25 protein-coding genes are annotated in these 22,667 nt (G+C 45.3%); all 25 read left to right on the top strand.

Annotated features, from left to right (window positions below; genetic code table 11):
* Position 1 precedes the first annotated feature (1 nt).
* The gene (locus B5Y67_RS14805; protein WP_088227198.1) at positions 2-1,366 is read left to right on the top strand and encodes a PepSY1/2 domain-containing protein; all 1,365 of its coding nucleotides are present in this window, start codon (positions 2-4) and stop codon (positions 1,364-1,366) included.
* Between the two features lie 251 nt (positions 1,367-1,617).
* The gene (locus B5Y67_RS14800) at positions 1,618-2,052 is read left to right on the top strand and encodes a DUF1934 domain-containing protein (protein ID WP_088227197.1); all 435 of its coding nucleotides are present in this window, start codon (positions 1,618-1,620) and stop codon (positions 2,050-2,052) included.
* Complete coding sequence (gene argS / locus B5Y67_RS14795; protein ID WP_088227196.1) at positions 2,049-3,728, top strand: arginine--tRNA ligase; 1,680 nt, start codon at positions 2,049-2,051, stop codon at positions 3,726-3,728. The genes B5Y67_RS14800 and argS overlap by 4 nt, the downstream gene beginning before the upstream one ends.
* Positions 3,729-3,798: 70 nt before the next feature.
* Positions 3,799-4,248: a DNA-directed RNA polymerase subunit delta gene (rpoE, locus tag B5Y67_RS14790; RefSeq protein WP_088227195.1), complete on the top strand. Its 450-nt coding sequence runs from the start codon at positions 3,799-3,801 to the stop codon at positions 4,246-4,248.
* 237 nt (positions 4,249-4,485) lie between these two features.
* Positions 4,486-6,078: a CTP synthase gene (locus B5Y67_RS14785; protein WP_088227194.1), complete on the top strand. Its 1,593-nt coding sequence runs from the start codon at positions 4,486-4,488 to the stop codon at positions 6,076-6,078.
* Positions 6,079-6,084: 6 nt separating this feature from the next.
* Positions 6,085-6,498 (top strand): hypothetical protein, encoded by a 414-nt coding sequence (locus tag B5Y67_RS25025; RefSeq protein WP_140419104.1) that lies wholly within the window; start codon positions 6,085-6,087, stop codon positions 6,496-6,498.
* A gap of 605 nt (positions 6,499-7,103) precedes the next feature.
* Positions 7,104-8,186: a peptidoglycan bridge formation glycyltransferase FemA/FemB family protein gene (locus tag B5Y67_RS14780; protein WP_088227193.1), complete on the top strand. Its 1,083-nt coding sequence runs from the start codon at positions 7,104-7,106 to the stop codon at positions 8,184-8,186.
* Between the two features lie 4 nt (positions 8,187-8,190).
* The gene (alr, locus tag B5Y67_RS14775; protein WP_088227192.1) at positions 8,191-9,402 is read left to right on the top strand and encodes an alanine racemase; all 1,212 of its coding nucleotides are present in this window, start codon (positions 8,191-8,193) and stop codon (positions 9,400-9,402) included.
* A 19-nt stretch (positions 9,403-9,421) separates the two neighbouring features.
* Positions 9,422-9,784 (top strand): response regulator, encoded by a 363-nt coding sequence (locus B5Y67_RS14770; RefSeq protein WP_088227191.1) that lies wholly within the window; start codon positions 9,422-9,424, stop codon positions 9,782-9,784.
* 230 nt (positions 9,785-10,014) lie between these two features.
* Complete coding sequence (locus B5Y67_RS14765) at positions 10,015-10,701, top strand: hypothetical protein (RefSeq protein WP_088227190.1); 687 nt, start codon at positions 10,015-10,017, stop codon at positions 10,699-10,701.
* Between the two features lie 81 nt (positions 10,702-10,782).
* Positions 10,783-11,427: a fructose-6-phosphate aldolase gene (gene fsa, locus B5Y67_RS14760; protein ID WP_088227189.1), complete on the top strand. Its 645-nt coding sequence runs from the start codon at positions 10,783-10,785 to the stop codon at positions 11,425-11,427.
* Positions 11,428-11,700: 273 nt separating this feature from the next.
* The gene (gene glpX / locus B5Y67_RS14755) at positions 11,701-12,687 is read left to right on the top strand and encodes a class II fructose-bisphosphatase (RefSeq protein ID WP_088227188.1); all 987 of its coding nucleotides are present in this window, start codon (positions 11,701-11,703) and stop codon (positions 12,685-12,687) included.
* 72 nt (positions 12,688-12,759) lie between these two features.
* On the top strand, positions 12,760-13,440 hold the full coding sequence (locus B5Y67_RS14750; protein ID WP_088227187.1) for a M23 family metallopeptidase: 681 nt from the start codon (positions 12,760-12,762) through the stop codon (positions 13,438-13,440).
* Between the two features lie 174 nt (positions 13,441-13,614).
* Complete coding sequence (gene rpmE / locus B5Y67_RS14745; protein WP_014829461.1) at positions 13,615-13,812, top strand: 50S ribosomal protein L31; 198 nt, start codon at positions 13,615-13,617, stop codon at positions 13,810-13,812.
* Between the two features lie 181 nt (positions 13,813-13,993).
* Complete coding sequence (locus tag B5Y67_RS14740) at positions 13,994-14,881, top strand: DUF1385 domain-containing protein (protein WP_088227186.1); 888 nt, start codon at positions 13,994-13,996, stop codon at positions 14,879-14,881.
* 18 nt (positions 14,882-14,899) lie between these two features.
* Positions 14,900-15,970, top strand: a complete 1,071-nt coding sequence (prfA, locus tag B5Y67_RS14735; protein ID WP_088227185.1) for a peptide chain release factor 1 — start codon at positions 14,900-14,902, stop codon at positions 15,968-15,970.
* Between the two features lie 30 nt (positions 15,971-16,000).
* On the top strand, positions 16,001-16,843 hold the full coding sequence (gene prmC / locus B5Y67_RS14730) for a peptide chain release factor N(5)-glutamine methyltransferase (RefSeq protein ID WP_088227256.1): 843 nt from the start codon (positions 16,001-16,003) through the stop codon (positions 16,841-16,843).
* 6 nt (positions 16,844-16,849) lie between these two features.
* Positions 16,850-17,896: an L-threonylcarbamoyladenylate synthase gene (locus B5Y67_RS14725; RefSeq protein ID WP_088227184.1), complete on the top strand. Its 1,047-nt coding sequence runs from the start codon at positions 16,850-16,852 to the stop codon at positions 17,894-17,896.
* 66 nt (positions 17,897-17,962) lie between these two features.
* Positions 17,963-18,547, top strand: a complete 585-nt coding sequence (locus B5Y67_RS14720; RefSeq protein WP_088227183.1) for a manganese efflux pump MntP family protein — start codon at positions 17,963-17,965, stop codon at positions 18,545-18,547.
* Positions 18,548-18,559: 12 nt separating this feature from the next.
* Positions 18,560-19,012, top strand: coding sequence for a low molecular weight protein arginine phosphatase (locus B5Y67_RS14715; RefSeq protein WP_088227182.1), 453 nt, complete (start codon positions 18,560-18,562; stop codon positions 19,010-19,012).
* A 144-nt stretch (positions 19,013-19,156) separates the two neighbouring features.
* Entirely contained in the window at positions 19,157-19,606 is a 450-nt protein-coding gene (gene rpiB, locus B5Y67_RS14710; protein WP_088227181.1) for a ribose 5-phosphate isomerase B, read from the top strand.
* A gap of 30 nt (positions 19,607-19,636) precedes the next feature.
* Positions 19,637-20,197 carry a TIGR01440 family protein gene (locus tag B5Y67_RS14705; protein ID WP_088227180.1) on the top strand — a complete coding sequence of 187 codons (561 nt, stop codon included), beginning with the start codon at positions 19,637-19,639 and terminating at the stop codon, positions 20,195-20,197.
* 65 nt (positions 20,198-20,262) lie between these two features.
* On the top strand, positions 20,263-21,519 hold the full coding sequence (gene glyA, locus B5Y67_RS14700; protein WP_088227179.1) for a serine hydroxymethyltransferase: 1,257 nt from the start codon (positions 20,263-20,265) through the stop codon (positions 21,517-21,519).
* Positions 21,520-21,535: 16 nt separating this feature from the next.
* Entirely contained in the window at positions 21,536-22,165 is a 630-nt protein-coding gene (gene upp / locus B5Y67_RS14695; RefSeq protein WP_088188717.1) for a uracil phosphoribosyltransferase, read from the top strand.
* The gene (locus tag B5Y67_RS14690; RefSeq protein WP_088227178.1) at positions 22,165-22,635 is read left to right on the top strand and encodes a cytidine/deoxycytidylate deaminase family protein; all 471 of its coding nucleotides are present in this window, start codon (positions 22,165-22,167) and stop codon (positions 22,633-22,635) included. Before upp ends, B5Y67_RS14690 begins: the two co-directional genes overlap by 1 nt.
* Positions 22,636-22,667: the final 32 nt, after the last annotated feature.

Here is a 22,667-nt window from a genome sequence, read left to right as displayed (position 1 = left end):
CATGCATAAAAGAATATGGATAGGAACTTTGGCTGTTGCTCTTTTGATCTCCTTAGGCTGGGGGATTAATGAATATCGCCTGGCAGGGGATTATCGTCTTGCTTCGGAAAATAATAGCCGCAGGGCATTCAGCGATTTTGCGAGTCATCTCGATCAAATGGAGACAGTTATGGCGAAGGGCAACGTTGCCAATACTCCCAACCAGCAGATATATTACTTAAGTGAGGTATCGAGTAAAAGTGAAGGTGCTCTAAAAGATTATTCGCAGCTTCCTGCTGATCAAGCGGGATTGAGTTACATTGGACAGTTTTTAACGCAGTCAGGTGATTTTACGAGGACATTGGCCCAGAAAGTGGCAGGTGGAGGGACGATTACAGCCGATGATACGAAAACTCTTCAAGCGATGCACGATCAATTGATACCTGTCAATCAAAAGGTTCAAACCCTTATGTCGAGGATCGATACAGAGAATTTAGCCTGGACAGATCCTGGACCCTCCCTGAGACAAAAGTTAGGGTTTGGAGGGCCGCAAATCGCAGAAGCAGCAGCCGACGGCTCGGAAGCGTCGTCTAAATCCGTTAGATCGGGATTAGATCAGTTAGATGCAAGTCTGCAAAAATTACCTCCTTTCACCTATACTGGTGAGTATTCATCAAGGGTTGTCCAGAAACCCCTGGGTCTTCCGACGGGACAGGTCAACAAAACACAGGCCCAAAGTGCAGCGCGGAGCTTTTTAACCAAAGTAGGTTATGCCGATGCGGCTCCAGGCTTTGTCGGAGAAACCAATGGCGATTTCAAAGGATATTCCTGGAAATACAAGGATGCCTACCTTGAGATCAGCCGTCAAGGAGGTGTCGTAACCCTTTATCGGGACCAACGTTCTATTAATCCACGTACCCTAAGTATTGACGATGCTGCTCAGAGGGCTAAGAAGATTTTGACAACTCTTGGCTGGAATCTTGTGATTACTTCAAGTGAGGACTTCGGATCCTATGTAGAATTTGATGCAGTCGCTGAGCAGAATGGTGTAAGACTTTATCCAGATAAAGTCCGATTAATGGTGGCTTTAGATAACGGACAGCTGGTTGGACTTGATGCAGCACCCTATTATGCCTTCCATCATACAAGAACCTTTCCGGCAAAGATTACTATGAACCAGGCCGTACAAAAACTTCGCACCAATTTTAAAATACAAGAGAGTCGTCTGGCAGTTATTGCCAAAAGCGGTAATCAGGAAATTTATGCATATGAGTTTCGGGGACGATATCAGGGTGAAGATTATCTCATTTATCTTAATGCCCAAAATGGTACTGAGGAAAAAATTCAGCGAATTATCAAGACGCCGCGTGGAGAGTATCTGCAGTGAACTCGTTCAGCTAAAGCTGAACATCAACCACTCCCACTTGTAGAAGCGGAAGTCTTACGATTGGCTAAAATTTAAGATCAAGTGTCAATTGGCGAGAGGGACGGTCCCCTCTCGCTCTTCAATATTAAGGATAAAAGAACAGGTTATTTAGGATTTTGTAATTTAAAAGGGAATTTAAACGTTTATGAAGGAGTTTTTCATTGTAAGCGAGAATAGGCATTATAATTTTTAATAGATAGGGGTTAACTCATTTGCAAAAGAAAGTGACTGTACAAATCTTGGGCAGCCAAAAGTACTCTGAAGGCCACGAAGATCAGCAGGAATTGTCTGTGCCGGGAACTTTTTATGAAAGGAACAACGCCTTCACTGTTGTCTATAAAGAACCGAAAAGTGTCAGTGGATTTGAAGAAGTAACGACATTTTTGACCTGTAAAAAGGGTTGTGTAACGTTGAATCGTAAAGGTTCTGTCGATTTACTGCAAGAATTTCAAGTTGGTGTTCGAAGCATCAGCAAATATTCTACACCATACGGGAAACTGTGGCTGAGGGTTTTGCCACAACGTGTTGAGAGTGACTTGACAGCGCAGAGGGGACGTATTAGTCTAGAATATGACCTTTTTGTCGATGATAATTTTGTAAGTCATAATTTGCTGTGGGTAACCATAAAGGAGGATAACCCTCAATGAGTCTCTATGAGGATATTAAAACAAAAATAATTAGTCATTTGGAACAGGCTGCAAACAGTGCCAAAGAAAAAGGGGAACTAAACTTCGAGGAACTCCCTAACTTCGTTTTAGAAGAGCCAAGGGAACGGCAGCACGGAGATCTTGCCACGAATTTAGCTTTAGTCATGGCTAAGCAAGCGAAACGTTCTCCACGGGACATCGCCGCAACGCTCATTCAACATCTGGATAAAACAGGCACTTGGATTGAAGCCTCTGAAATTGCCGGGGCTGGTTTTATTAACTTACGTTTAAATCCATTATGGCTTACGGGTGTTATAAATGAAATACTTCAAGCGGGGGAACGCTACGGGCAGGTTAATATGGGTAAGGGCCAGAAAGTTCAGGTCGAGTTTGTAAGTGCTAACCCGACAGGATTATTACACATGGGTAACGCTCGCGGGGCGGCTCTCGGCGACAGCCTCGCTTCCTTACTCGCTATGGCTGGATATGAAGTTTCCCGTGAGTTTTATATTAACGATGCCGGAAACCAAATTCAAAACTTTGCCTTATCGTTAGAAGCTCGATATTTGCAACAATTAGGCCAAGATGCTCCTTTTCCGGAAGGCGGCTATCATGGAGAAGATTTGATTACGACAGTGAAAGGCTTAATTTCTAAAGTCGGAGATAAATATCTCTCCGTGGAACCCAACTTAAGGCGGGAATTTCTGGTGAGGTATGCTCTTGATGAAAAAATGCGGAATATCCGGGAGACCTTAGAAGATTTTGGCGTCAACTATGATGTCTGGTTTAGTGAACAATCTCTTCATGATTCCGGGGCCGTGCGTTCAGCCTTGGAAGACCTTCAAAAGAAAGACTATATTTATGAAAAAGAAGGGGCACTTTGGCTGAAGTCAACATTGTTCGGGGATGAGAAAGACGAAGTAGTCGTTAGGAGTAATGGAACTCCGACCTATTTCGCGGCGGACATTGCTTATCACCGTAATAAATTTGATCGTGGTTTTGATCAAGTTATCAATGTTTGGGGTGCTGATCATCATGGACACGTCGCACGGATGAAGGGGGCGATGTCTGCCTTAGGGTATGACGCGGACAATTTAACCATTATCTTAATGCAGCTTGTCCGCTTGATTCAGGGCGGCGAAGTCGTTAAAATGTCTAAACGTTCCGGACAATATATTACTCTGCGGGAGCTCATGGATGAGGTTGGAAAAGATGCCGCACGCTTCTTCTTTAATCTTCGGGATCCGGATTCCACTGTGGATTTCGATATGGATTTGGCAAAGGCTCAATCTTCAGATAATCCTGTGTATTATGTTCAATACGCTCATGCACGTTTGTCCAGTATTTTAAGGCAGGCCCAAGAGCTCGGCAATGTCGGCAATCCATCTGAAGAAGACCTTAAATTATTAACGACTTCAGAGGAGCGAGACCTTCTCAAAAAAATGGCGGATTTGCCAACGGAGATTGCGGCGGCAGCTCGATTATTGGAACCCCATCGTTTGGCCCGTTATGTGCTTGATTTAGCGGCCTTGTTTCATACATTCTATAACAGCCAAAGAGTGTTGGTTGAGGATGAGGCCTTGCGCAGAGCCCGTCTTAGCTTGGTTCGCGCTGCGAAACAAATTATTGCTAATGTGTTAGGTATTCTAGGTGTTTCTGCCCCGGAAAAAATGTGAGTTTCCTGAGATTATTTTTATGGTTTGAAGGAGCGATTAGCAGGAAATATTTAGGGGCGGACCGAATATAGTGATATTCAAAACGACGAAGGGCGGTGGAGCTTTGAGCCACTCTTTAAGTAAAAAGGATAAACCGACAGAGGCAGATATTGCTTATGAGGTTCTAAAAGCCCATGGTAACCCTATGCATTATCAAAATTTAATTGATCAAGTCCTCCAACATTTAGGGATATCCAAGGAGGCTGTGAGGATTGCCGAGGCGCTGACCAAGATTAACCTTGATACTCGTTTTGCATTTCTCGGGCGGGGAGAATGGGGGCTAAAGGTTTGGGAGCCGGCAAAAGTCTCTCGGCGATCTTCTGCTGTCACGTTAATGAATAAGCCCTCAGAGGATGATGATGACAATAAGCTGGAAGTTGATGCTGAGGATTTGGAATATGATGTGTTAGATGAAGATTCCCTTGAGATGGATGAAAGTTTTGAAGAAACAACTGAGGCACAGTCTGAAGAAAAATGGTAAGCTTCATGGGAGTAAGAATGGCATTTGCCCAAGGATGTCCGGCTTGACATCCTTGGGCTTGCTAGCTAAAATAGATGAATAGGATACGAGAAAGAAAAATGTGACATGGCTTCGGTGTATTCATGTCAATAAGGTCTTTCTGAGGGATAAAGTAAAGCTAGTACATTTGCAGACTAGCTTTATTTATGTGTTTGAGTCGGTCAATTATTTAAGGTCTGAAAGGAAAGGGTAAAGCGCATGACAAAATTTATTTTCGTAACGGGCGGTGTTGTATCATCATTAGGTAAGGGGATTACAGCCGCGTCCCTGGGTTGTCTTTTGAAAAACAGAGGCTTAAAAGTGGCTATTCAGAAGTTTGACCCTTATATCAATATTGATCCTGGAACGATGAGCCCTTATCAACATGGTGAGGTCTTTGTTACGGATGATGGAGCAGAGACGGATTTAGACTTAGGTCATTATGAGCGCTTTATTGATGTGCCGGTATCGAAAAACAGTAATGTTACTACAGGAAAGATTTACTGGTCCGTTCTTCGCAAAGAGCGTAAAGGGGATTATCTGGGAGGAACCGTTCAAGTTATTCCCCATGTCACCAATGAAATTAAAGAACGGGTTTATCGTGTTGCTCGAGAAAGTCATCCTGACTTTGTCATTACTGAAATCGGTGGAACGGTTGGGGATATTGAATCCTTGCCTTTTCTTGAGGCAATCCGTCAGATGAAAAATGATATCGGCCTGGAGAATGTGATTTACATACACGTTACTCTAGTCCCTTATTTACCAATGTCGGGCGAATTAAAAACAAAGCCAACTCAACACTCTGTTAAAGAGCTGAGAGGTATAGGGATTCAACCAACAATTATTATTTGCCGGACAGAAAAAGAACTTTCTAAAGAAATGAAAGAAAAATTGGCCTTACTTTGTGATGTAGAGCAAGAGGGGATTATTCCTTGTGTAGACGCTTCAACGATCTATGAAGTACCTCTAATGCTGCAAAAAGAGGGCCTCGATGATATTGTTCTTCGTCGCTCAGGCATTAAGGCCCCTCCGGCCGATATGACTGCTTGGAAAGAGATGGTCGAAAGGATTAAATCTCCAACCTTAGAGACTGAGATCGCGATTGTAGGTAAATATGTAGAACTGCCTGATGCTTATTTGAGTGTTGCGGAGGCTTTGCGCTCAGCGGGTACGGAGCATGGCGCCAAGGTAAAAATTCGTTGGATAAATTCAGAGGATATCGAAGAAGAATCTGCGGAAAAGTATCTTGAAGGGGTTAATGGCATTCTCGTTCCCGGCGGTTTTGGGAATCGGGGTATTGAGGGAAAAATTGAGGCAATCCGTTATGCTCGAGAACAAAAAATTCCCTTTTTGGGAATATGTTTAGGCATGCAGACGGCTATTATTGAGTTTGCCCGCAATGTTTGCGGAATGACAAATGCCAACAGTACGGAATTTGATACCGATACACCCTATCCCGTTATTGACATTCTGCCTGAGCAAAAGGATGTTGAGGAGAAGGGCGGTACAATGCGGCTGGGAATATCTCCTGCCAAGCTCGTCGAGGGCAGTGAGGCTTTTCGAGCTTATCAAGATCAGGTGATCTATGAAAGGCATCGTCATCGTTATGAGGTTAACAATCAGTTCCGTGGTGAGTTAGAGGCTGCCGGTCTGCGTTTTTCGGGAACGTCCCTCGATGGACGGCTTGTTGAAATAACGGAATATCCGGATCATCCTTGGTTTGTGGCGTCTCAGTTCCATCCGGAGTTTAAGTCTCGTCCTAATCGGGCTCATCCGCTGTTTAGGGAGTTTATTAGGGCGGCGCTTAAGTAGGGACTTGTGTCACACAGCGCTCAGTCATACGACGCAGAGCAAACTACCGTTCAAGCTTTTTCTCTGGGGAGCGGGGTACATCCTCCGGCGATAGCATTTTTTGGAGAACCCGCCTACGGCGATAATCTCCACCGGAGATTATCGCACCATATGCGCCATCCTTGGCGCAATGGCGGCAGCGCACATCCTTGTGCGCTGCCCCGTATCTGGGGTCGCTTTCACGGAGTTTGCTTTTCTGCTTACGTAAAGACTTCGCGCTTGCGTGACACTGCGTCCTGGTCTCGGGCCGATTGGGCTGTTCTTTGGAGAACTTTAAGTATTTCCTCAGATGACGTTAAGGCCCGACCGGAGGCTCGGGAGACGGCACATTTCATGTGCGCCGTCAATTTTGGGAAATGGATGAGGGTACTTGCGTGTTAAGGGTGCGTGTTAAGGGGACGGTCCCCTTGACACAAATCCTTGTGCGCTGCCCCGTATCTGGGGTCGCTTTCACGGAGTTTGCTTTTCTGCTTACGTAAAGACTTCGCGCTTGCGTGACACTGCGTCCTGGTCTCGGGCCGATTGGGCTGTTCTTTGGAGAACTTTAAGTATTTCCTCAGATGACGTTAAGGCCCGACCGGAGGCTCGGGAGACGGCACATTTCATGTGCGCCGTCAGTTTTGGGAAATGGATGAGGGTAGTTGAAACAGGGGGCGTTTACGTGTTAGAGGCGTGTTAGAGGGACGGTCCCCTTGACACATTAGAGGGACGGTCCCCTTGACACAAATCCTTGTGCGCTGCCCCGTATCTGGGGTCGCTTTCACGGAGTTTGCTTTTCTGCTTACGTAAAGACTTCGCGCTCGTGTGACACTGCGTCCTGGTCTTGGGACGGATTGGGTTGTTCTTTGGAAGGAAAACTATGATTTAACTTGGGAGAGTTCTGCTAGGCCTTAAGGGGGATTGCATGGACTCTTCCTGTGTAATAGAGGCTTCTTTGGTTAGCTATAGGTAACCCTGGCAAGAATGATTAAAGGGGGGATTGACGGATGGCTTATACGGCACGCTGGATTGATCAAGGTGAAAAATCCCGTTTTAATATGTTTCTGGCCAAGCATCAAAAAGGACATGTGCTTCAGTCCTGGGAATGGGGAGAGATTAAGAGCCATACTGGCTGGTCGCCATGGAGGTTGGTTGTTGAGGAAGAGGGAGAAATTGTTGCGGCAGTTTCTATTTTGGAACGTAAGATTCCCGTTCTGGGGATTCCTATTTTTTATGCTTCGCGTGGTCCGGTATTAGACTGGAAGAATACCGCACTTTTTGACGTTGTATTGGCGGAGATTCGTAAGTTGGCCAAGAAAAGAGGGGCTGTTTTTCTGAAAGTTGATCCGGATGTTCCTTCTTCAGAAAAGGAATTGGAGCAATTTTTAGTGGCTCGCGGGTTCAGGTCTGCTGAGACTGGGAAGGGGTTTGAAGGAGTTCAGCCGAAATATGTTTTTCGCTTAGATATTTCTCCTGATGAGGAGGCGTTATTAGCTAATATGCAGCAAAAAACGCGCTACAATATTCGCCTGGCTCAGAAAAAGGGAGTTCAGATTCGGCGGGGAACACGAGAGGATTTGCCGGAGTTTTATCGTGTTTTAAAAGAGACAACCGAGCGCGACCAATTTTTGGTACGTGCTTATTCTTATTTTGAAGATCTTTATGATTCTTTAGTTCCGGCGGGATTGGGAGAATTATTTGTCGGAGAATTTGAAGGGAAGGTTATTGCCGGAACATTGGCTTTTGTCATTGGGGATAAGGCTTGGTATATTTATGGGGCATCGTCTAACTCCTACCGCAATGTTATGCCTAATTACTTAATTCAATGGGAAATGATTCGCTGGGTAAAATCTTTGGGATGTACGCTCTATGATTTTCGAGGGGTTCCGGGACACTTGACGGAAGATAATCCGCTCTATGGGCTTTATCGTTTCAAAAAGGGTTTTAATGGTGAGTATACTGAATTTATTGGGGAATGGGACTTGGTTTATCGTCCCTTTGTCTATTTCTTGTGGAATCATTTAGAGCCTATTTATTCTGACGTGGTTAAAGGGATTATCAGCAAGCTGCGGCGAGCGCGGAGGGGATGATGACATGACGGGAACTTGGATCGAGGTCAATCTTGATGCTGTCGTGGCAAATTATCGCGAAATTACCAAACAGCTTCAACCGGGGGCAAAATGTATGGCTGTTGTTAAGGCAGATGCTTATGGCCTGGGTGCGGCGGAAGTGGCCCAAGCCTTAGAGCAGGCTGGATGTGAAGCCTTTGCTGTTACGAAAGTTGAAGAAGGATTGATTCTGCGGGAGCAAGGGATTAAGGGAATTATTTTAATATTAGGGCCGACGACTAAAGAAGAATGGTATCAGGCTGTTAAAGCGGATTTGCATTTGACCCTTTCGGAAATTTCTTGGATTAATGACTTGAACGAAGTGAGCAGGCAGCTGGAAACGGAGGGCTTTCCGCAGGTTAAGGTTCATCTCAAGTTAGAGACAGGTATGGGGCGAACGGGATTTTGGCCTTCGGAACTGGAACCGTTGGCAAGGGCTTTGCTTGCAGCTTCTCATATCCAGGTTGCGGGCGCCTATACTCATTTTGCCCGGGCCGCGCAAAGGGACAAGCGCTATACTTTAGAACAGTATAATCGCTTTCAGGATTCTTTGGCTCGTCTGAAGGGCTTAGGAATTGACCCGCTTTGGCAGCATGTATGTAACAGTGCGGCGTTTTTAGATTACCCTGAGTGGCATCATAATTTCGTGCGCATTGGGACTTTGTTGGTTGGGCATTATCCTGGGGCAGGTTTTGCCGGGAGCATTAAACTGCAAGATCCTTGGACGGCGAAAAGTCAAATTGTTCAATTGCGCAGAGTTCCTAAAGGGACATACGTGGGATATCAAAGCATTTATCGAACAAAAGCAGAGACGCAGTTAGCCGTCATTCCTGTGGGGTACGCAGATGGCTTTGGAGTGGCCCCTCACTTTGTGCCCCAAGGAATCATTGACTTTTTTAAGATTATTATTAAGAATTTAGCAGCTTTATTTGGCATAACTCTCGGTCAGGAACGGGTGGTGCTGAAAGGTCAGTCTGTGCGTATTGCCGGGAAAATCGGCATGCAGTTGACGGTATTGGACATTGGAAACCTGAAATGTGCTTTAGGTGATGAGGTGGAATTTCCCTTGCGACGTACCTTGGCAAACCCTCGAACCCTGCGAATATATCGACAAGGCGAACAAATATTGTCAAAACGCGTTATAAAAGAAGGAGTTTTACCGCTATATACAGAATATTCCTCCATGACAGAAACTTGACGGGAAAGGGATGTAGCATGTGGCTAAAATTCTTATTGTCGATGATCAGCTCGGGGTCAGGCGACTGCTGTTCGAGACCTTTCGGGAGGATCAACATGAGGTTGAAATGGCTGCAAATGGAGTAGAAGCCCTTCGTTTGTTTGAATCCTTTGGACCTGATCTTATCTTAATGGATATGAAAATGCCCGGGATGAACGGTTTAGAAACATTGGAACAGATACGTGCCTTAAATCGCCAGGTAGGAGTTATTATGATGACAGCCTATGGTGATATCCAAAATATGGAACAAGCAAAGGACTTGGGGATTCTTTGCTATATGGGAAAGCCCTTCGATTTATTTGAATTGAGAGAGCGTGTTCGAGCAATCTTGAAGGCTATATAATTCATGGTATGAGTAAAGCGAAATAGGGTTAAATTGTTTTTTCAGAAGGGAAAAGTTTATTTTTTTATTCACTAGTTTGGGTCTTTATTTATAATAATTTTTATTTTTAACACTATTTATTGCATTTTAGGCGGGAGTATGAGTACTCTCGCCTAATACTTTTTATTGAGGCTATGGCAGGAAAATCTTTTTATATGACGAAGTATAAGCTGTAGGAAGAGGTGGGAAATATGATTCTAACGACAAACACGACTATAGCAATTCAATGTCCCCAATGCGGGGAGCTAGAATTTCATGCCCTCTCTCTCTTTGCATTTTCTCAACAAGGACGTAAGAATCTGCATTGTGGTTGTGGCTTACAATTAGTATCCGTTGCCAGCCGGAACCGTCAGCAGTTCAATATCAGTTATGCTTGTGCTTACTGTGGGCAGACCCATTATTTAAGGTTAAATCGGCGTGCCATTTGGGGCAAAGAGGCCCTGCCTCTTACCTGTCCTGCCGTAGAATCTTCCGTAGGATATATTGGTCCCAAGCAGAAAGTTACCCAGGCATGTCATGAACGCGAAAAATCCATTGGGGAATTGGCTGTGGAGCTGGGCTATCAAGAGGAGTTTGAAAACCCGGAAGTAATGCTTCGGATTTTGGATCATCTTCATGCTCTGGCCAAGCAAGGAGATTTGGGCTGCGCTTGCGGCAATCATCAATTATCCTTTGAGTTATTGCCGGATCGAATCGAATTATATTGCGATTGCTGTGAAGCTGTGGGAGTTATTTATGCAGACAGCACGGATAATGTTCGTCAAGTTGAAGGGATAAACTCGATGTATTTAGAAGAAAATAAAACTTGGAGAATTAATAGTCCTTTACGTGGTCAGCCCCTCTCGAAAACAGATAAGGAGGAAGAAAAATGGCGCTAGTTCCTTGGGCAGTTATGAGATAAGGCGCCTAAAAGTCGTTAACGGCAAAGGGAAAGTTTAACATGGAAAGTAGGCGATGATATGCAATTTTTCTTAGATTCAGCGAATCTTGAAGAGATAAAGAAGGCTTGGGATATGGGTGTGATTGCCGGACTCACTACTAACCCGAGTTTAGTGGCCAAAGAAGGAAAAGATTTTCATGAACTGCTTAAGACGGTTACGGGAATTATCGATGGCCCCATTAGCGCTGAGGTTATCGCCCTTGATTACGAGGGTATGCTTCGGGAAGCTCGCGATCTCGCAGGAATCCATCCTAATATTGTCGTGAAAATACCTATGACCGAGGAAGGCCTTAAAACTGTTAAAACTCTGAGCTCTGAGAACATTAAAACGAACGTTACACTTATTTTTTCTGCAAACCAGGCTTTATTAGCAGCGAGAGCCGGAGCTGCTTATGTAAGTCCTTTTCTTGGGCGTCTCGATGATATCGGTGAAAACGGGCTTAACTTGGTTGCTGATCTGTGTGAAATATTTCAAGTTCATAATATTGCTGCCAAGGTTATTGCCGCCAGTATTCGTAATCCTGTTCATGTTACTGAAGCGGCAAAGTTAGGTGCTGATTATGCAACCGTGCCTTTTTCCGTTTTGCGGCAACTATTCCGGCATCCCTTGACGGATGCAGGGATTGACAAGTTCCTGGCAGATTGGAAAACGTTAAAATCATAACCCAATGATTGGGATTTATTTGATATTTTTTCAACTACGAATGGTTAACTGGCATCAGCTAATCTGAGAAAGGATTGGCTGATGCCAACATTTTTGTAAAAAATAGGCTTAATCTTCTAGTATGTAGTGGTTGAAAAGCCCCTAAAAGTATGTCACAATAAAACGGAAGAGAAGAAATGTGATACATATTTGGGAGTTTTTGAACGTGTATCAATCCTCGAATGTGAATAACTAAACAGATAATGAGGATAAATAGAAGGGGGTTGTTCTAAATTGGAACGTGAACTTACCATGGAATTTGCTCGGGTAACTGAAGCCGCGGCTCTGGCATCGGCGCGGTGGGTAGGATTAGGAGATAAAGAGGCTGCTGACAACGCAGCTGTTGAAGCGATGCGTGCAGTATTTGATACGATTCATATGGATGGAACGGTGGTTATCGGCGAAGGGGAAATGGATGAAGCCCCTATGCTCTATATTGGAGAGCGAGTGGGTAATGGCGAAAGCCCTGAATTAGATGTTGCCGTAGACCCTTTGGAGGGCACAAATATTGTTGCCAAAGGGATAGCAGGAGCCATTGCTGTTGTGGCTATTGCCAAAAAAGGTTGTTTATTGCATGCACCGGATATGTACATGGACAAAATCGCAGTCGGTCCTGCAGCGGCAGGAAAAATTAATTTAGATGCACCTGTAGCGGAGAATGTGTCTAATGTTGCTAAGGCATTGGGAAAAAGTATCTGTGATATGACCGTTGTGATTTTGGATCGTCCCCGCCATCATAAATTGATTCAGGAAGTACGTAATTGCGGTGCAAGAGTTCGTCTTATTACAGACGGAGATGTTTCTCCTGCTGTAGCCTGCGCCTTTGAAGATACAGGAGTAGATATGATGATGGGAGTTGGCGGAGCACCGGAAGGGGTTCTTGCTGCAGCTGCTCTTCGTTGTATGGGGGGAGAGATGCAAGGACGCTTGTGGCCGGAAAATGAAGTGGATGTTGCTCGGGCCCAGGCTTTAGGAATTAAAGATGTCAATAAGTTATTGACCATGGATGATTTAGTAAGCAGTGACGATGTCTTTTTTGCAGCAACGGGAATTACAGAAGGTGCTCTTTTGCGGGGGGTAACCTTTACCTCAAAAGGAGCCTTAACCCATACTGTTGTAATTCGAGGAAAGTCAGGAACTGTTCGCTTTATTGAAGCCCGGCATCGTTTTGATAAGAAGCCGCAATATGCTATGAAAGGTTGTCTTGATGCTCCAGTATAATTAATCTCAATCATGGGTAAGATACCTCGGTGTGTCTGGTAAATAATTGCGCTTCGAGGTGGTTCCGTTTCCATGGATTGTTTTCAAGATGAAGGAAAGCGGCGCATTGCAATAGTTACAGGAAGCGTCGCTTTCTTCATGGGTCTCAGTGGTCTTTTCCTGGAGGCTTCGCCTGTCAATGCTCAGGCAGCCTCAGACCATATCGTTTGCTATTCGGTTTTCAGTCTGGAATCCAAGGCGGAGATGAAGGATCTTGCCGAAAGGTATCAGACGACAGTTTCGGCACTAACGAAACAGAATCCTGCTGAATTATCAGGAAACTGCTTGAGTATAACTTTGAATGATAATTTTAAGAGTGCCAAAAAACTTTCAAGGGGAAAGGACATATCCTATATATGGCCGACAAATGGACTGGTAACCTCGGGATATGGTCCTCGCGATGATGGAGATTTTCATCATGGTCTGGATATTGCTGCCTCCATCGGCACTCCTATTAAAGCGGCTGGTTCGGGTGAAGTGATAAAGACAGGTTGGTACGGAGTTTACGGTTTGGCAGTGGTTGTGAAGCATGAAGACGGTGTTGAGACACTTTATGGACATAACAGTAAAATCTTAGTTAAAACTGGAGATAATGTTCAGAAAGGGGAGACTATATCTCTTTCCGGGAACACCGGAAACTCAACAGGGCCTCATCTGCATTTTGAGATTCGGATGGATGGCAAAGCTGTTAATCCCAAAAACTTTTTGCCTTGACCTGATTAAGTCTCTTGAGGTTTACAACATTTACGTTGTAATAAAAGACTGGATAACTAAGATCTTGACCATAGAATAGTTTTTGTGCTAAAATAGTAAGAGTTGACTGGAATCGTGTCATCAACGGGTGCGACAAAAAAGCGCCTCGATCCAAATGGGAAAGAAGGTGAAGATATGAAAGAAAAAATTCACCCGAAATACGAACAGACCACGGTGACATGTGCTTGCGGCGAGGTTATTCATACAGCGAGTACTAAAAAGGATATCAAAGTGGAAATTTGTTCGAAATGCCATCCCTTTTACACCGGGGTACAGCGTTTTGTCGATGCTGGCGGACGGGTTGATCGCTTTAAGAAGAAATATGGGATGTAAACAACGGCCTGCGGTCGTTGCTGAAGGAAGAGCAGAGCGCAAGCTCTGCTCTTCGCGGCATATGCTCGGCACAAAGCCGAGTTTTCTTTATAGCTTCGGCATCATGAGGGTGGCACGTGTTGCTTTTGAGAAGCATAATTTATTATGCCCTTAAGAAAAATAAACGTAAGGAGAGCGGTGGATGGATAGACCAGTCCAATATGGCGGTCAGGCCGTCATAGAAGGGGTTATGATGCGCGGTCCGCGGGAAAGTGCTATTGCGGTCAGGCTTCCTAACGGTGAAATCGAGGTAACCTGTATCGAAATCCATCCTTGGGCCAAAAAACCAATTTTGAAATTGCCATTGATTCGTGGGTTTGTGGCACTGATAGATTCTTTAATCGTTGGGACACGGGCCTTAACATTTTCGGCTAATCGTTCGCTCGGAGAAGAAGACGGTGAAGAGAGCGAAGAACTTGGTTTCTGGGAATTGGCTTTAACCATTGGCTTGGCCTTTGGTTTAGGTTTATTGTTTTTTGTTGGTTTGCCCACCGGGGTGGCGCATTTGTTTCAAAAAAGCGTGACAGGGACTCTCTGGCAAAATCTTTTAGAGGGAGCGATACGTTTAACGGTATTTTTTATCTACATTGTGATTATTTCACGGCTAAAGGATGTTCAGAGGGTATTCCAGTACCATGGCGCTGAGCATAAGGCAATTTTCACTTATGAAGCTGGAAAAGACTTAACTGTAGAAAATGCACGTTCCTTTTCCAGACTCCACCCACGCTGCGGAACAAGTTTTTTGTTAATTGTAGTTGTGGTGAGCATCTTCGTTTTCGCCTTTGTCGGTTTACATCCTTTATGGTGGCGTATTGTATCTCGTGTATTACTGATGCCGTTAGTAGCCGGCCTTGCTTATGAGATCCTGAAATTCTCCGCACGGCATTTGGAATCACCATGGTTTCGCTGGCTTATTGTTCCAGGCTTGTTGCTGCAGAAATTAACAACACGTGAACCGGATGATTCGCAGCTTGAAGTTGCTTTAGCTGCCTTGAAGGGTGTTTTGGATTCGGGTCAAGAACTAACCTAATTTTTTGGGGTGTGAATAATGCTAGAGAAACTTTATGAAATAGAACGTAAATATGATGAGCTTACAGAGCTTCTAAGCGATCCTGAGATTATTTCTAATCAGACAGAATGGCAAAAATATGCTAAAACTCAAGCAGGCATGACAAATCTTGTTACAGCTTTTCGCGAATACCAAGAGGTGAAACACCAACTGGAAGAAACAGAGAAGCTTCTGCAAGAAAAGCTTGATCCGGAAATGCTGGAGATGGCCGAACAAGAGCGGGACGACTTGGCAAGCCGGTCTCGGAATATTGAAGAGTCTATGAAAATCTTACTTTTACCCAAAGATCCTAATGATGAAAAAAATGTCATCATGGAAATTCGGGCAGGAGCCGGCGGCGAAGAGGCAGCTCTGTTTGCGGGGGATCTCTATAAGATGTATACTCGTTATGCTGAGGAACAGAGCTGGAGGACAGAAGTCCTGAGTGCCAGTTACACTGATATTGGCGGATATAAAGAAATAATTTTTATTGTTGAAGGTTATGGGGCTTACAGTAAGCTGAAGTTTGAAAGTGGTGTCCATCGGGTTCAACGGATTCCAACTACAGAATCAGGGGGAAGAATTCATACCTCAACGGCTACTGTTGCAGTCCTGCCTGAAGCGGAGGAAGTGGAAGTTTCCATCAATCCCAATGATTTGAGAATAGATATTTTCTGTTCGAGCGGGCCGGGAGGCCAATGTGTAAATACTACCCAATCAGCTGTAAGAATTACGCATTTGCCGACAGGAATAATTGCAACGTGTCAGGATGAGAAATCTCAACTGAAAAACAAAGAGAAGGCTTTGCGTGTTTTGCGTGCACGTATTTTAGAAAAAGCTCAAGAAGAGGCTATAGGCGAACAAGCTTCCGAACGCCGAAGCCAAGTTGGCACGGGGGACCGGAGTGAGCGTATACGGACCTATAATTTTCCTCAGGGAAGGGTAACTGACCATCGTATAGGACTAACACTTCATCGTCTCGAGACCATTCTGGCGGGAGACATGGAAGAAATCATCCAAGCCTTAATCACGTCGGATCAAGCCGAGCGATTGAAGAACGAGATAGCTTAGGAGACATTGATTCAGGAGGTTAATTTGGCTTTGAACGTACTGGAAGGGATGCGCTGGGGTGAGGCGCAGCTTCTGGATAAGAAGATTGATAACGCCCGCTTTGATGCAGATATGCTGCTTGCTGAAGTTCTCAAAGTTTCAAGAGACAAACTTTATTTTGAGCGGGATCGGGAATTAAGCAGTGACGAAGAAAATGCTTTTAAACAATGGGTTGTCCGGCGTTCAGGGCATGAACCGCTTCAGTATATTCTAAAATCCCAGGAGTTTATGGGGCTTCCTTTTTATGTCGATGAGCGGGTGCTTATACCCCGTTCAGATAGTGAGACATTAGTTGAGACCTGGCTGGAATTAGTTCGACAGGAAGAAAAGCAAGGGCGAGAAAGGATAAAGGTGGCCGATCTTTGTACGGGAAGTGGAGTTCTTGCCATTTCCCTGGCCTATTATTATCCAAAGGCTGAAGTTGTGGGCTCTGATCTTTCCTCAGACGCTCTCGAGGTGGCTCGCGTGAATGCTGGCAATTTAGGAGTTCCGGTGAACTGGCGGGAAGGCGATTTCGCAGCTCCCATTAGGGGGGAATGGTGGGATTGGATTATCTCTAATCCTCCCTATGTGGCTATGGCTGACTACGTTCAGTGTGCTCCTGAGATATTTCGTGAGCCTTTCATGGCTTTTTTAGGCGGACAAGATGGTTTGGATTTTTATCGCCGACTGGCGGAAGAGGCGAGAACGCTCTTAAAGCCGGAAGGGAAAATTTTATTGGAAATTGGTTGGGATCAGGGAGAAGCCGTTTGCGGCATTTTTCAAAAGAAGGGTTTTATGACTCAAGTGTTCCCGGATTTGGCAGGCCGAGACCGGGTGATCTTAGCGAGGTGAGCATCGGTGCAGACAAAACGAGTATATATTGATGGAGTATCTCCAGAACCTGAATTAATTTCTGAAGGGGCGAATTGGCTTCGGGCAGGAGAACTTGTGGCATTTCCGACAGAAACGGTTTATGGCTTGGGGGCTAATGCCCTTAGTTCTTCTGCATGTGCTAAAATTTTTGCAGCCAAAGGCAGACCCCAGGACAACCCTCTGATCGTCCATGTTTGTAATCGGGCCATGGCCGACCGGTATGTGGACGGGTGGTCAGCCGAAGCGGAACTATGTGCTCATCATTTTTGGCCTGGACCATTAACGTTGGTACTTAAAAAGAAGCCGCTGATACCGGATAACGTCACGGCTGGATTGCCTAACATAGCTCTCAGGATGCCGAGCCATCCTGTTGCCTTGCGTTTAATCGAAGAATCAGGTCTTCCTATCGCGGCACCAAGCGCCAATCTATCGGGAAAGCCTAGTCCCACTAACGGCAGCCATGTATGGCGTGATATGAAGGGGAAAATTCCCTTGATTCTTGATGCCGGGGCATGTCCGGTGGGGCTGGAATCGACAGTACTTGATTTAAGCGGGAAGGTGCCTACGATTTTGCGCCCAGGCGGAATCACTAAGGAAAAATTAGAAGAAGTTCTGGGAGAGGTTCAGATCGATGTTCCCCATGAGAACCAAGCTCCTAAAGCGCCGGGAATGAAGTATCGTCACTATGCTCCTCAGGGTGAAATGATTTTATTGGTGGGCTCTTCACAACGCGTTGTACAGCGCATGGGATTGGAAATCCAGCGTGGCCATGCGCGCTTAAAAAAGGTCGGGATCCTTTGCACTCTGGAAAGCGCTCCGTTTTTACACCATCTTCTTCCGGATCTTCTTTTTGTATTGGGCTCCCAAAATCGGCCTGAAGAAATTGCTGCGAGCTTGTTTGAAGGACTCCGGGTTTGTGATGAAAGAGGCATGGATTTAATTTTAGCAGAAGGAATCGAAGAGGCTGGTTTAGGAAGTGCAATTATGAACCGCTTGCAGAAAGCGGCCGGGCAAAGAGTAGAATTTATATAGGATTTAACCTCGCGTCTAAGAGACCCTTCCCTGCGCATATACATAGGGAGAACGGAGGGAAGGGTATTGAATTTAGCGTGGATTGTTGCCGTAGCAATTGCTTTAGGCACAGATGCATTCTCCTTATCATTGGCGATTGGCTTGTCCGGAATTAGGAAAGGCTTAATGTTGAAATTTATCTTAGTCGTAGCAGCTTTCCATGTGCTGATGCCTTTAGGCGGAATGGTCTTAGGTCAGGCTTTAGGAGCTATTTTAGGACAATTGGCAAGTTGGATTGGGGCTTTGATATTGATAGGTTTGGGGGGGCATATATTTTATAAAGTATACCATCCTACGACAGAACGATTTTCCTTTGCGGAGGCTAAGACAGCCTTGCTGCAGAAAAAGCTGTTTATGGACATTTCCTATAAGGGATGGGGCCTCTATGTCTTGGCGGCTAGTGTCAGCCTGGATGCTTTGAGCGTAGGCTTTTCTCTGGGGACTTTTGGCTTCAATATCTTGATCAGCGTTATAGCAATGGGGTTTATTGCAGGATTGATGACAGGAATGGGTTTGCTCTTAGGACGCGTAATCGGTACACGTTTGGGCGATAAGGCAGAATTATTGGGTGGCGTCGCTTTGTTTTTAATTGGCCTGAAATTACTATTCTGATGGGGTGTAGTTATGGCGTTAAAACTGCTGTTTATATGCACGGGTAATACCTGCCGAAGTCCGATGGCAGAAAGGCTGGCCCGGCAGCTTTTTGGCAAAGAGGTTCAAGTCACTTCGGCCGGAATAGAAGCTTGGGAAGGTGAGAAGGCAAGCCTTCAGGCCTTGGAAGTTCTTAAAGAAAAGAATTTGGATCTTTCCGATCACCGGGCAAGGAGAATCAGCTCAGAACTAATGAGCCAGGCGGATTGGATTATTCCAATGACACAAGCTCAGGAAGAACGCCTCAAATATCGTTTTCCTGAATTCGCCTCTAAAATTCGCTGTTTAGGCGGATGGGGAGAGCGGGGACGAGATATTCGCGATCCTTGGATGGGTTCAGTTGACGAGTATCGGCAGGCTGCTTCAGAAATTGAGGAGTTATTGCATTTTCTCAAAGAACATCTTGCTGAGGATATTGAGAAATGACAGATAAGGCATAAGATGAAATGAAGATGATTACACTAGCGACGTTGTCGCTATTTTTTTTGGGATTGCCAAGTTTTCATAGTTTGCAGGGATTTTGTAAGTATTTGTAGAACTGAATGATTACATAGAAATGGAGGAATTAAAGTGAGAGTTGTTCTTGGAGCAGACCACGGCGGATACGAACTCAAGGAGGCCATTCGCGGGCATTTAGAGTCACAAGGATATAAGGTTCTCGATGTAGGAACTCATTCGACAGATTCAGTAGATTATCCTATGTATGGTTTTGCAGTAGGTAATGCCATCCTAAAGGGTGAAGCCGATTTGGGGATTGCGGTGTGCGGCACGGGACAGGGAATATCGATAGCCGCTAATAAACTTCCGGGAATTCGCTCTGTCGTATGTACGGAAACCTTTTCGGCAAGGATGGCTCGAGAACATAATAACGCCAATGTTTTAGCTTTAGGCGGCAGAGTTGTGGGTGTAGGACTGGCCCTTGACATCGTCGATATCTTTCTGAAAACGGAGTTTTCAGGGGGGAGACATGAACGGCGGATAAATTTGATTACTGACTTTGAACTTGGTAAGAACGTCTGATATTAGACCGTGGAAGGAGGGGCCTTGTACGTGGAAAACGATGCTTCGCAAAAACTTCAAGAATTAAAGCAAGAGTGGGAAGGAATTCTTGACGGCTTCTTCCAGCAGGTGACGCTGCGTTCTCAGCAGATTCTTGTCCTGGGATGCAGCACCAGTGAGGTCGTTGGACATCGAATAGGGCAAGGAAGCAGTTTAGATGTTGCTGAGATATTATTGCCGCCCTTGTTGAAGCGAGTTCGACAGAAAGGGATTTATTTGGCTGTTCAGGGATGTGAACACATTAATCGTGCTTTAGTTGTCGAAGAGGATTGCGCAGAACATTATGGCTTAGAGATCGTTACAGTACTTCCTGCGCTCCATGCCGGAGGAGCTATGACTGTTAAAGCCTGGGATTCCTTCATGTCACCGGTCATGGTTGAAACCATTCAAGGCCATGCCGGCATAGATGTTGGAGATACTTTCATCGGCATGCACCTGCGCCCGGTCGTCATTCCTGTCCGCATTCACGTTAAAGAATTAGGTGAAGCTCATCTTACCCTGGCCCGCACTCGCCCGCGCCTTATCGGAGGGCCAAGGGCCAGATACGATTAATCTTAGAGTGAGTTGAGAAAAAGCAAAGAAATTCAGACCCAAACTACAGAATAGGAGCGAATAACATGGATTATATTAATCAATGGGTTAAACCACAGGATCCGGAAGTCGCTGAAGCGATGGAACAAGAGGAAAATCGACAGAGGCAGACCATTGAACTTATTGCTTCTGAGAACTTTGTAAGCAGAGCTGTCTTAGCGGCTCAAGGTTCAGTTTTAACCAACAAATATGCCGAAGGTTATCCGGGTAAACGCTACTATGGGGGATGCGAATACGTTGATGTGGCAGAAAATTTGGCCCGGGAACGGATTAAAAAAATCTTTGGAGCCGAACATGCCAATGTTCAGCCACATTCAGGATCTCAAGCCAATATGGCAGTATATTTCGCGATGTTAAAACCCGGGGATACTGTATTAGGAATGAATTTATCTCATGGAGGGCATTTAACCCACGGCAGTCAAGTGAATATCTCCGGAACTTATTTTAACTTTGTCTCTTATGGAGTCGATAAGGAAACAGAACGCATTGATTATGAAATGGTACGCAAATTGGCACTTGAGCATAAGCCAAAATTAATTGTTGCCGGAGCCAGTGCCTATCCACGGATTATTGATTTTGCTAAAATGCGGGAAATAGCCGATGAAGCAAATTCTTTATTTATGGTTGATATGGCACATTTCGCCGGTTTGGTGGCGGCAGGTCTTCATCCATCTCCAGTACCCTATGCTCACTTTGTGACGTCAACTACACATAAGACTTTAAGGGGACCGCGGGGAGGATTAATACTCTGTAAGCAAGAATATGCCCAGGCTATTGACAAAGCCATCTTCCCAGGGATTCAGGGAGGACCTCTGATGCATGTCATCGCTGCCAAAGCGGTTGCCTTTGGCGAAGCTCTGCAGCCGGAATTTAAAGAGTATCAAAAACGAATTGTGGAAAACGCTCAAGCACTGGCCCAGAGCCTTGTAGAAAAAGGGTTCCGGCTCGTTTCCGGAGGAACGGACAATCATCTTATGCTTGTGGATGTAAAGACGAAAGGGCTGACAGGAAAAGAAGCCGAACATATTCTCCACGAAGTCGGGATTACTGTCAATAAAAACACTATTCCTTTTGAAACGGAAAGTCCTTTTGTTACCAGCGGCATTCGTATTGGCACGCCTGCCGTTACTACTCGGGGGATGAATCCTCAGGCTATGGTGCAAATTGCCGAAGCCATTGACCTTGCCTTGACCTCTCACCATGAACCTGATAAACTAGCGAAGGCGCGGGGAATTGTCAGCGCCCTATGTGCTGAATATCCCCTATACGCTAATTTAAATTAGGAGTTGAGACCATAATATGGCAAAACTTCAAGTTCTTGACCACCCTCTCATTCAACATAAGTTATCCTTGATTCGCGATGAAAAAACAGGTTCCAAAGAATTTCGGGAGCTCGTAGAGGAAGTCGCAATGTTGATGGCTTATGAGGTAACCCGGGATTTTCCCCTTCAAGAAGTCGAAGTTCAAACCCCGGTAGGTTTGGCTAGAACCAAAGTAATTGCTGGTCGAAAAGTTGGGTTAGTTCCTATTCTTCGAGCGGGGTTAGGTATGGTTGACGGCATGCTGCGGCTGATTCCTGCGGCAAAGGTTGGACATGTAGGCTTGTATCGGGACCCGGAGACTCTCTCTCCGGTAGAGTACTATTGCAAACTGCCCAGCGATATTGCCGAGCGGGATCTGATTGTTATCGATCCCATGCTGGCAACAGGAGGCTCAGCCTCTGCTGCCATTACATTTTTAAAAGATCGTGGGGCTAAAAATATAAAATTGATGTGTCTCATTGCAGCACCGGAAGGTATAAAAGCTGTACAAAGCGCACATGCTGATGTTGATATTTTTGTTGCTGCTGTTGATGAACGTCTAAACGATCATGGCTATATAATCCCGGGGCTCGGTGATGCCGGGGACCGCTTGTTTGGGACAAAATGATGAAGCGGGAAAGACGCCCAAGTTGGGATAGTTATTTCATGCAGTTGGCACATGTTGTAGCAGGTCGTTCTACCTGTCTGCGGCGTCAAGTTGGAGCTGTAATTGTTAAGGATAAACAAATCTTAACGACAGGCTATAATGGGAGTCCTTCGGGACTCCAACATTGTGAACAAATTGGGTGTCTGCGGCAGAGCTTAGGCGTTCCTTCAGGGGAGCGCCAAGAGATCTGCCGTGCTGTGCATGCGGAACAAAATGCTTTAGTACAGGCAGCCAAGCATGGAGTGGCAATATCAGGGGCGGATCTTTATGTGACCCATCAGCCCTGTGTGCTCTGCATGAAATTGCTTATTAATGTCGGGATTATACGTGTTTTCTATCATAATCCCTATCCGGATCAACTGTCCTTGGACATGGCTAAAGAAGCAGGACTTCAGTTGATTCACGTTGAGGAAGACATCCCAAAATTGTGATAGTTTGGTCACCTCTCCATCTCAATTGAGAG

Origin of the sequence: Desulfosporosinus sp. FKB, from assembly GCF_002196705.1 — a bacterium.
Lineage (GTDB): Bacteria > Bacillota > Desulfitobacteriia > Desulfitobacteriales > Desulfitobacteriaceae > Desulfosporosinus.
This window is presented reverse-complemented; position numbering and strand designations above follow the sequence as displayed.

Coding starts and splice junctions, on each gene's coding strand:
- B5Y67_RS14805 (WP_088227198.1), top strand. CDS start 2: ATGCATAAAAGAATATGGATAGGAACTTTGGCTGTTGCTCTTTTGATC.
- argS (WP_088227196.1), top strand. CDS start 2,049: ATGAGTCTCTATGAGGATATTAAAACAAAAATAATTAGTCATTTGGAA.
- B5Y67_RS14785 (WP_088227194.1), top strand. CDS start 4,486: ATGACAAAATTTATTTTCGTAACGGGCGGTGTTGTATCATCATTAGGT.
- B5Y67_RS14780 (WP_088227193.1), top strand. CDS start 7,104: ATGGCTTATACGGCACGCTGGATTGATCAAGGTGAAAAATCCCGTTTT.
- alr (WP_088227192.1), top strand. CDS start 8,191: ATGACGGGAACTTGGATCGAGGTCAATCTTGATGCTGTCGTGGCAAAT.
- B5Y67_RS14765 (WP_088227190.1), top strand. CDS start 10,015: ATGATTCTAACGACAAACACGACTATAGCAATTCAATGTCCCCAATGC.
- fsa (WP_088227189.1), top strand. CDS start 10,783: ATGCAATTTTTCTTAGATTCAGCGAATCTTGAAGAGATAAAGAAGGCT.
- B5Y67_RS14750 (WP_088227187.1), top strand. CDS start 12,760: ATGGATTGTTTTCAAGATGAAGGAAAGCGGCGCATTGCAATAGTTACA.
- rpmE (WP_014829461.1), top strand. CDS start 13,615: ATGAAAGAAAAAATTCACCCGAAATACGAACAGACCACGGTGACATGT.
- B5Y67_RS14740 (WP_088227186.1), top strand. CDS start 13,994: ATGGATAGACCAGTCCAATATGGCGGTCAGGCCGTCATAGAAGGGGTT.
- prfA (WP_088227185.1), top strand. CDS start 14,900: ATGCTAGAGAAACTTTATGAAATAGAACGTAAATATGATGAGCTTACA.
- B5Y67_RS14715 (WP_088227182.1), top strand. CDS start 18,560: ATGGCGTTAAAACTGCTGTTTATATGCACGGGTAATACCTGCCGAAGT.
- glyA (WP_088227179.1), top strand. CDS start 20,263: ATGGATTATATTAATCAATGGGTTAAACCACAGGATCCGGAAGTCGCT.
- upp (WP_088188717.1), top strand. CDS start 21,536: ATGGCAAAACTTCAAGTTCTTGACCACCCTCTCATTCAACATAAGTTA.
- B5Y67_RS14690 (WP_088227178.1), top strand. CDS start 22,165: ATGAAGCGGGAAAGACGCCCAAGTTGGGATAGTTATTTCATGCAGTTG.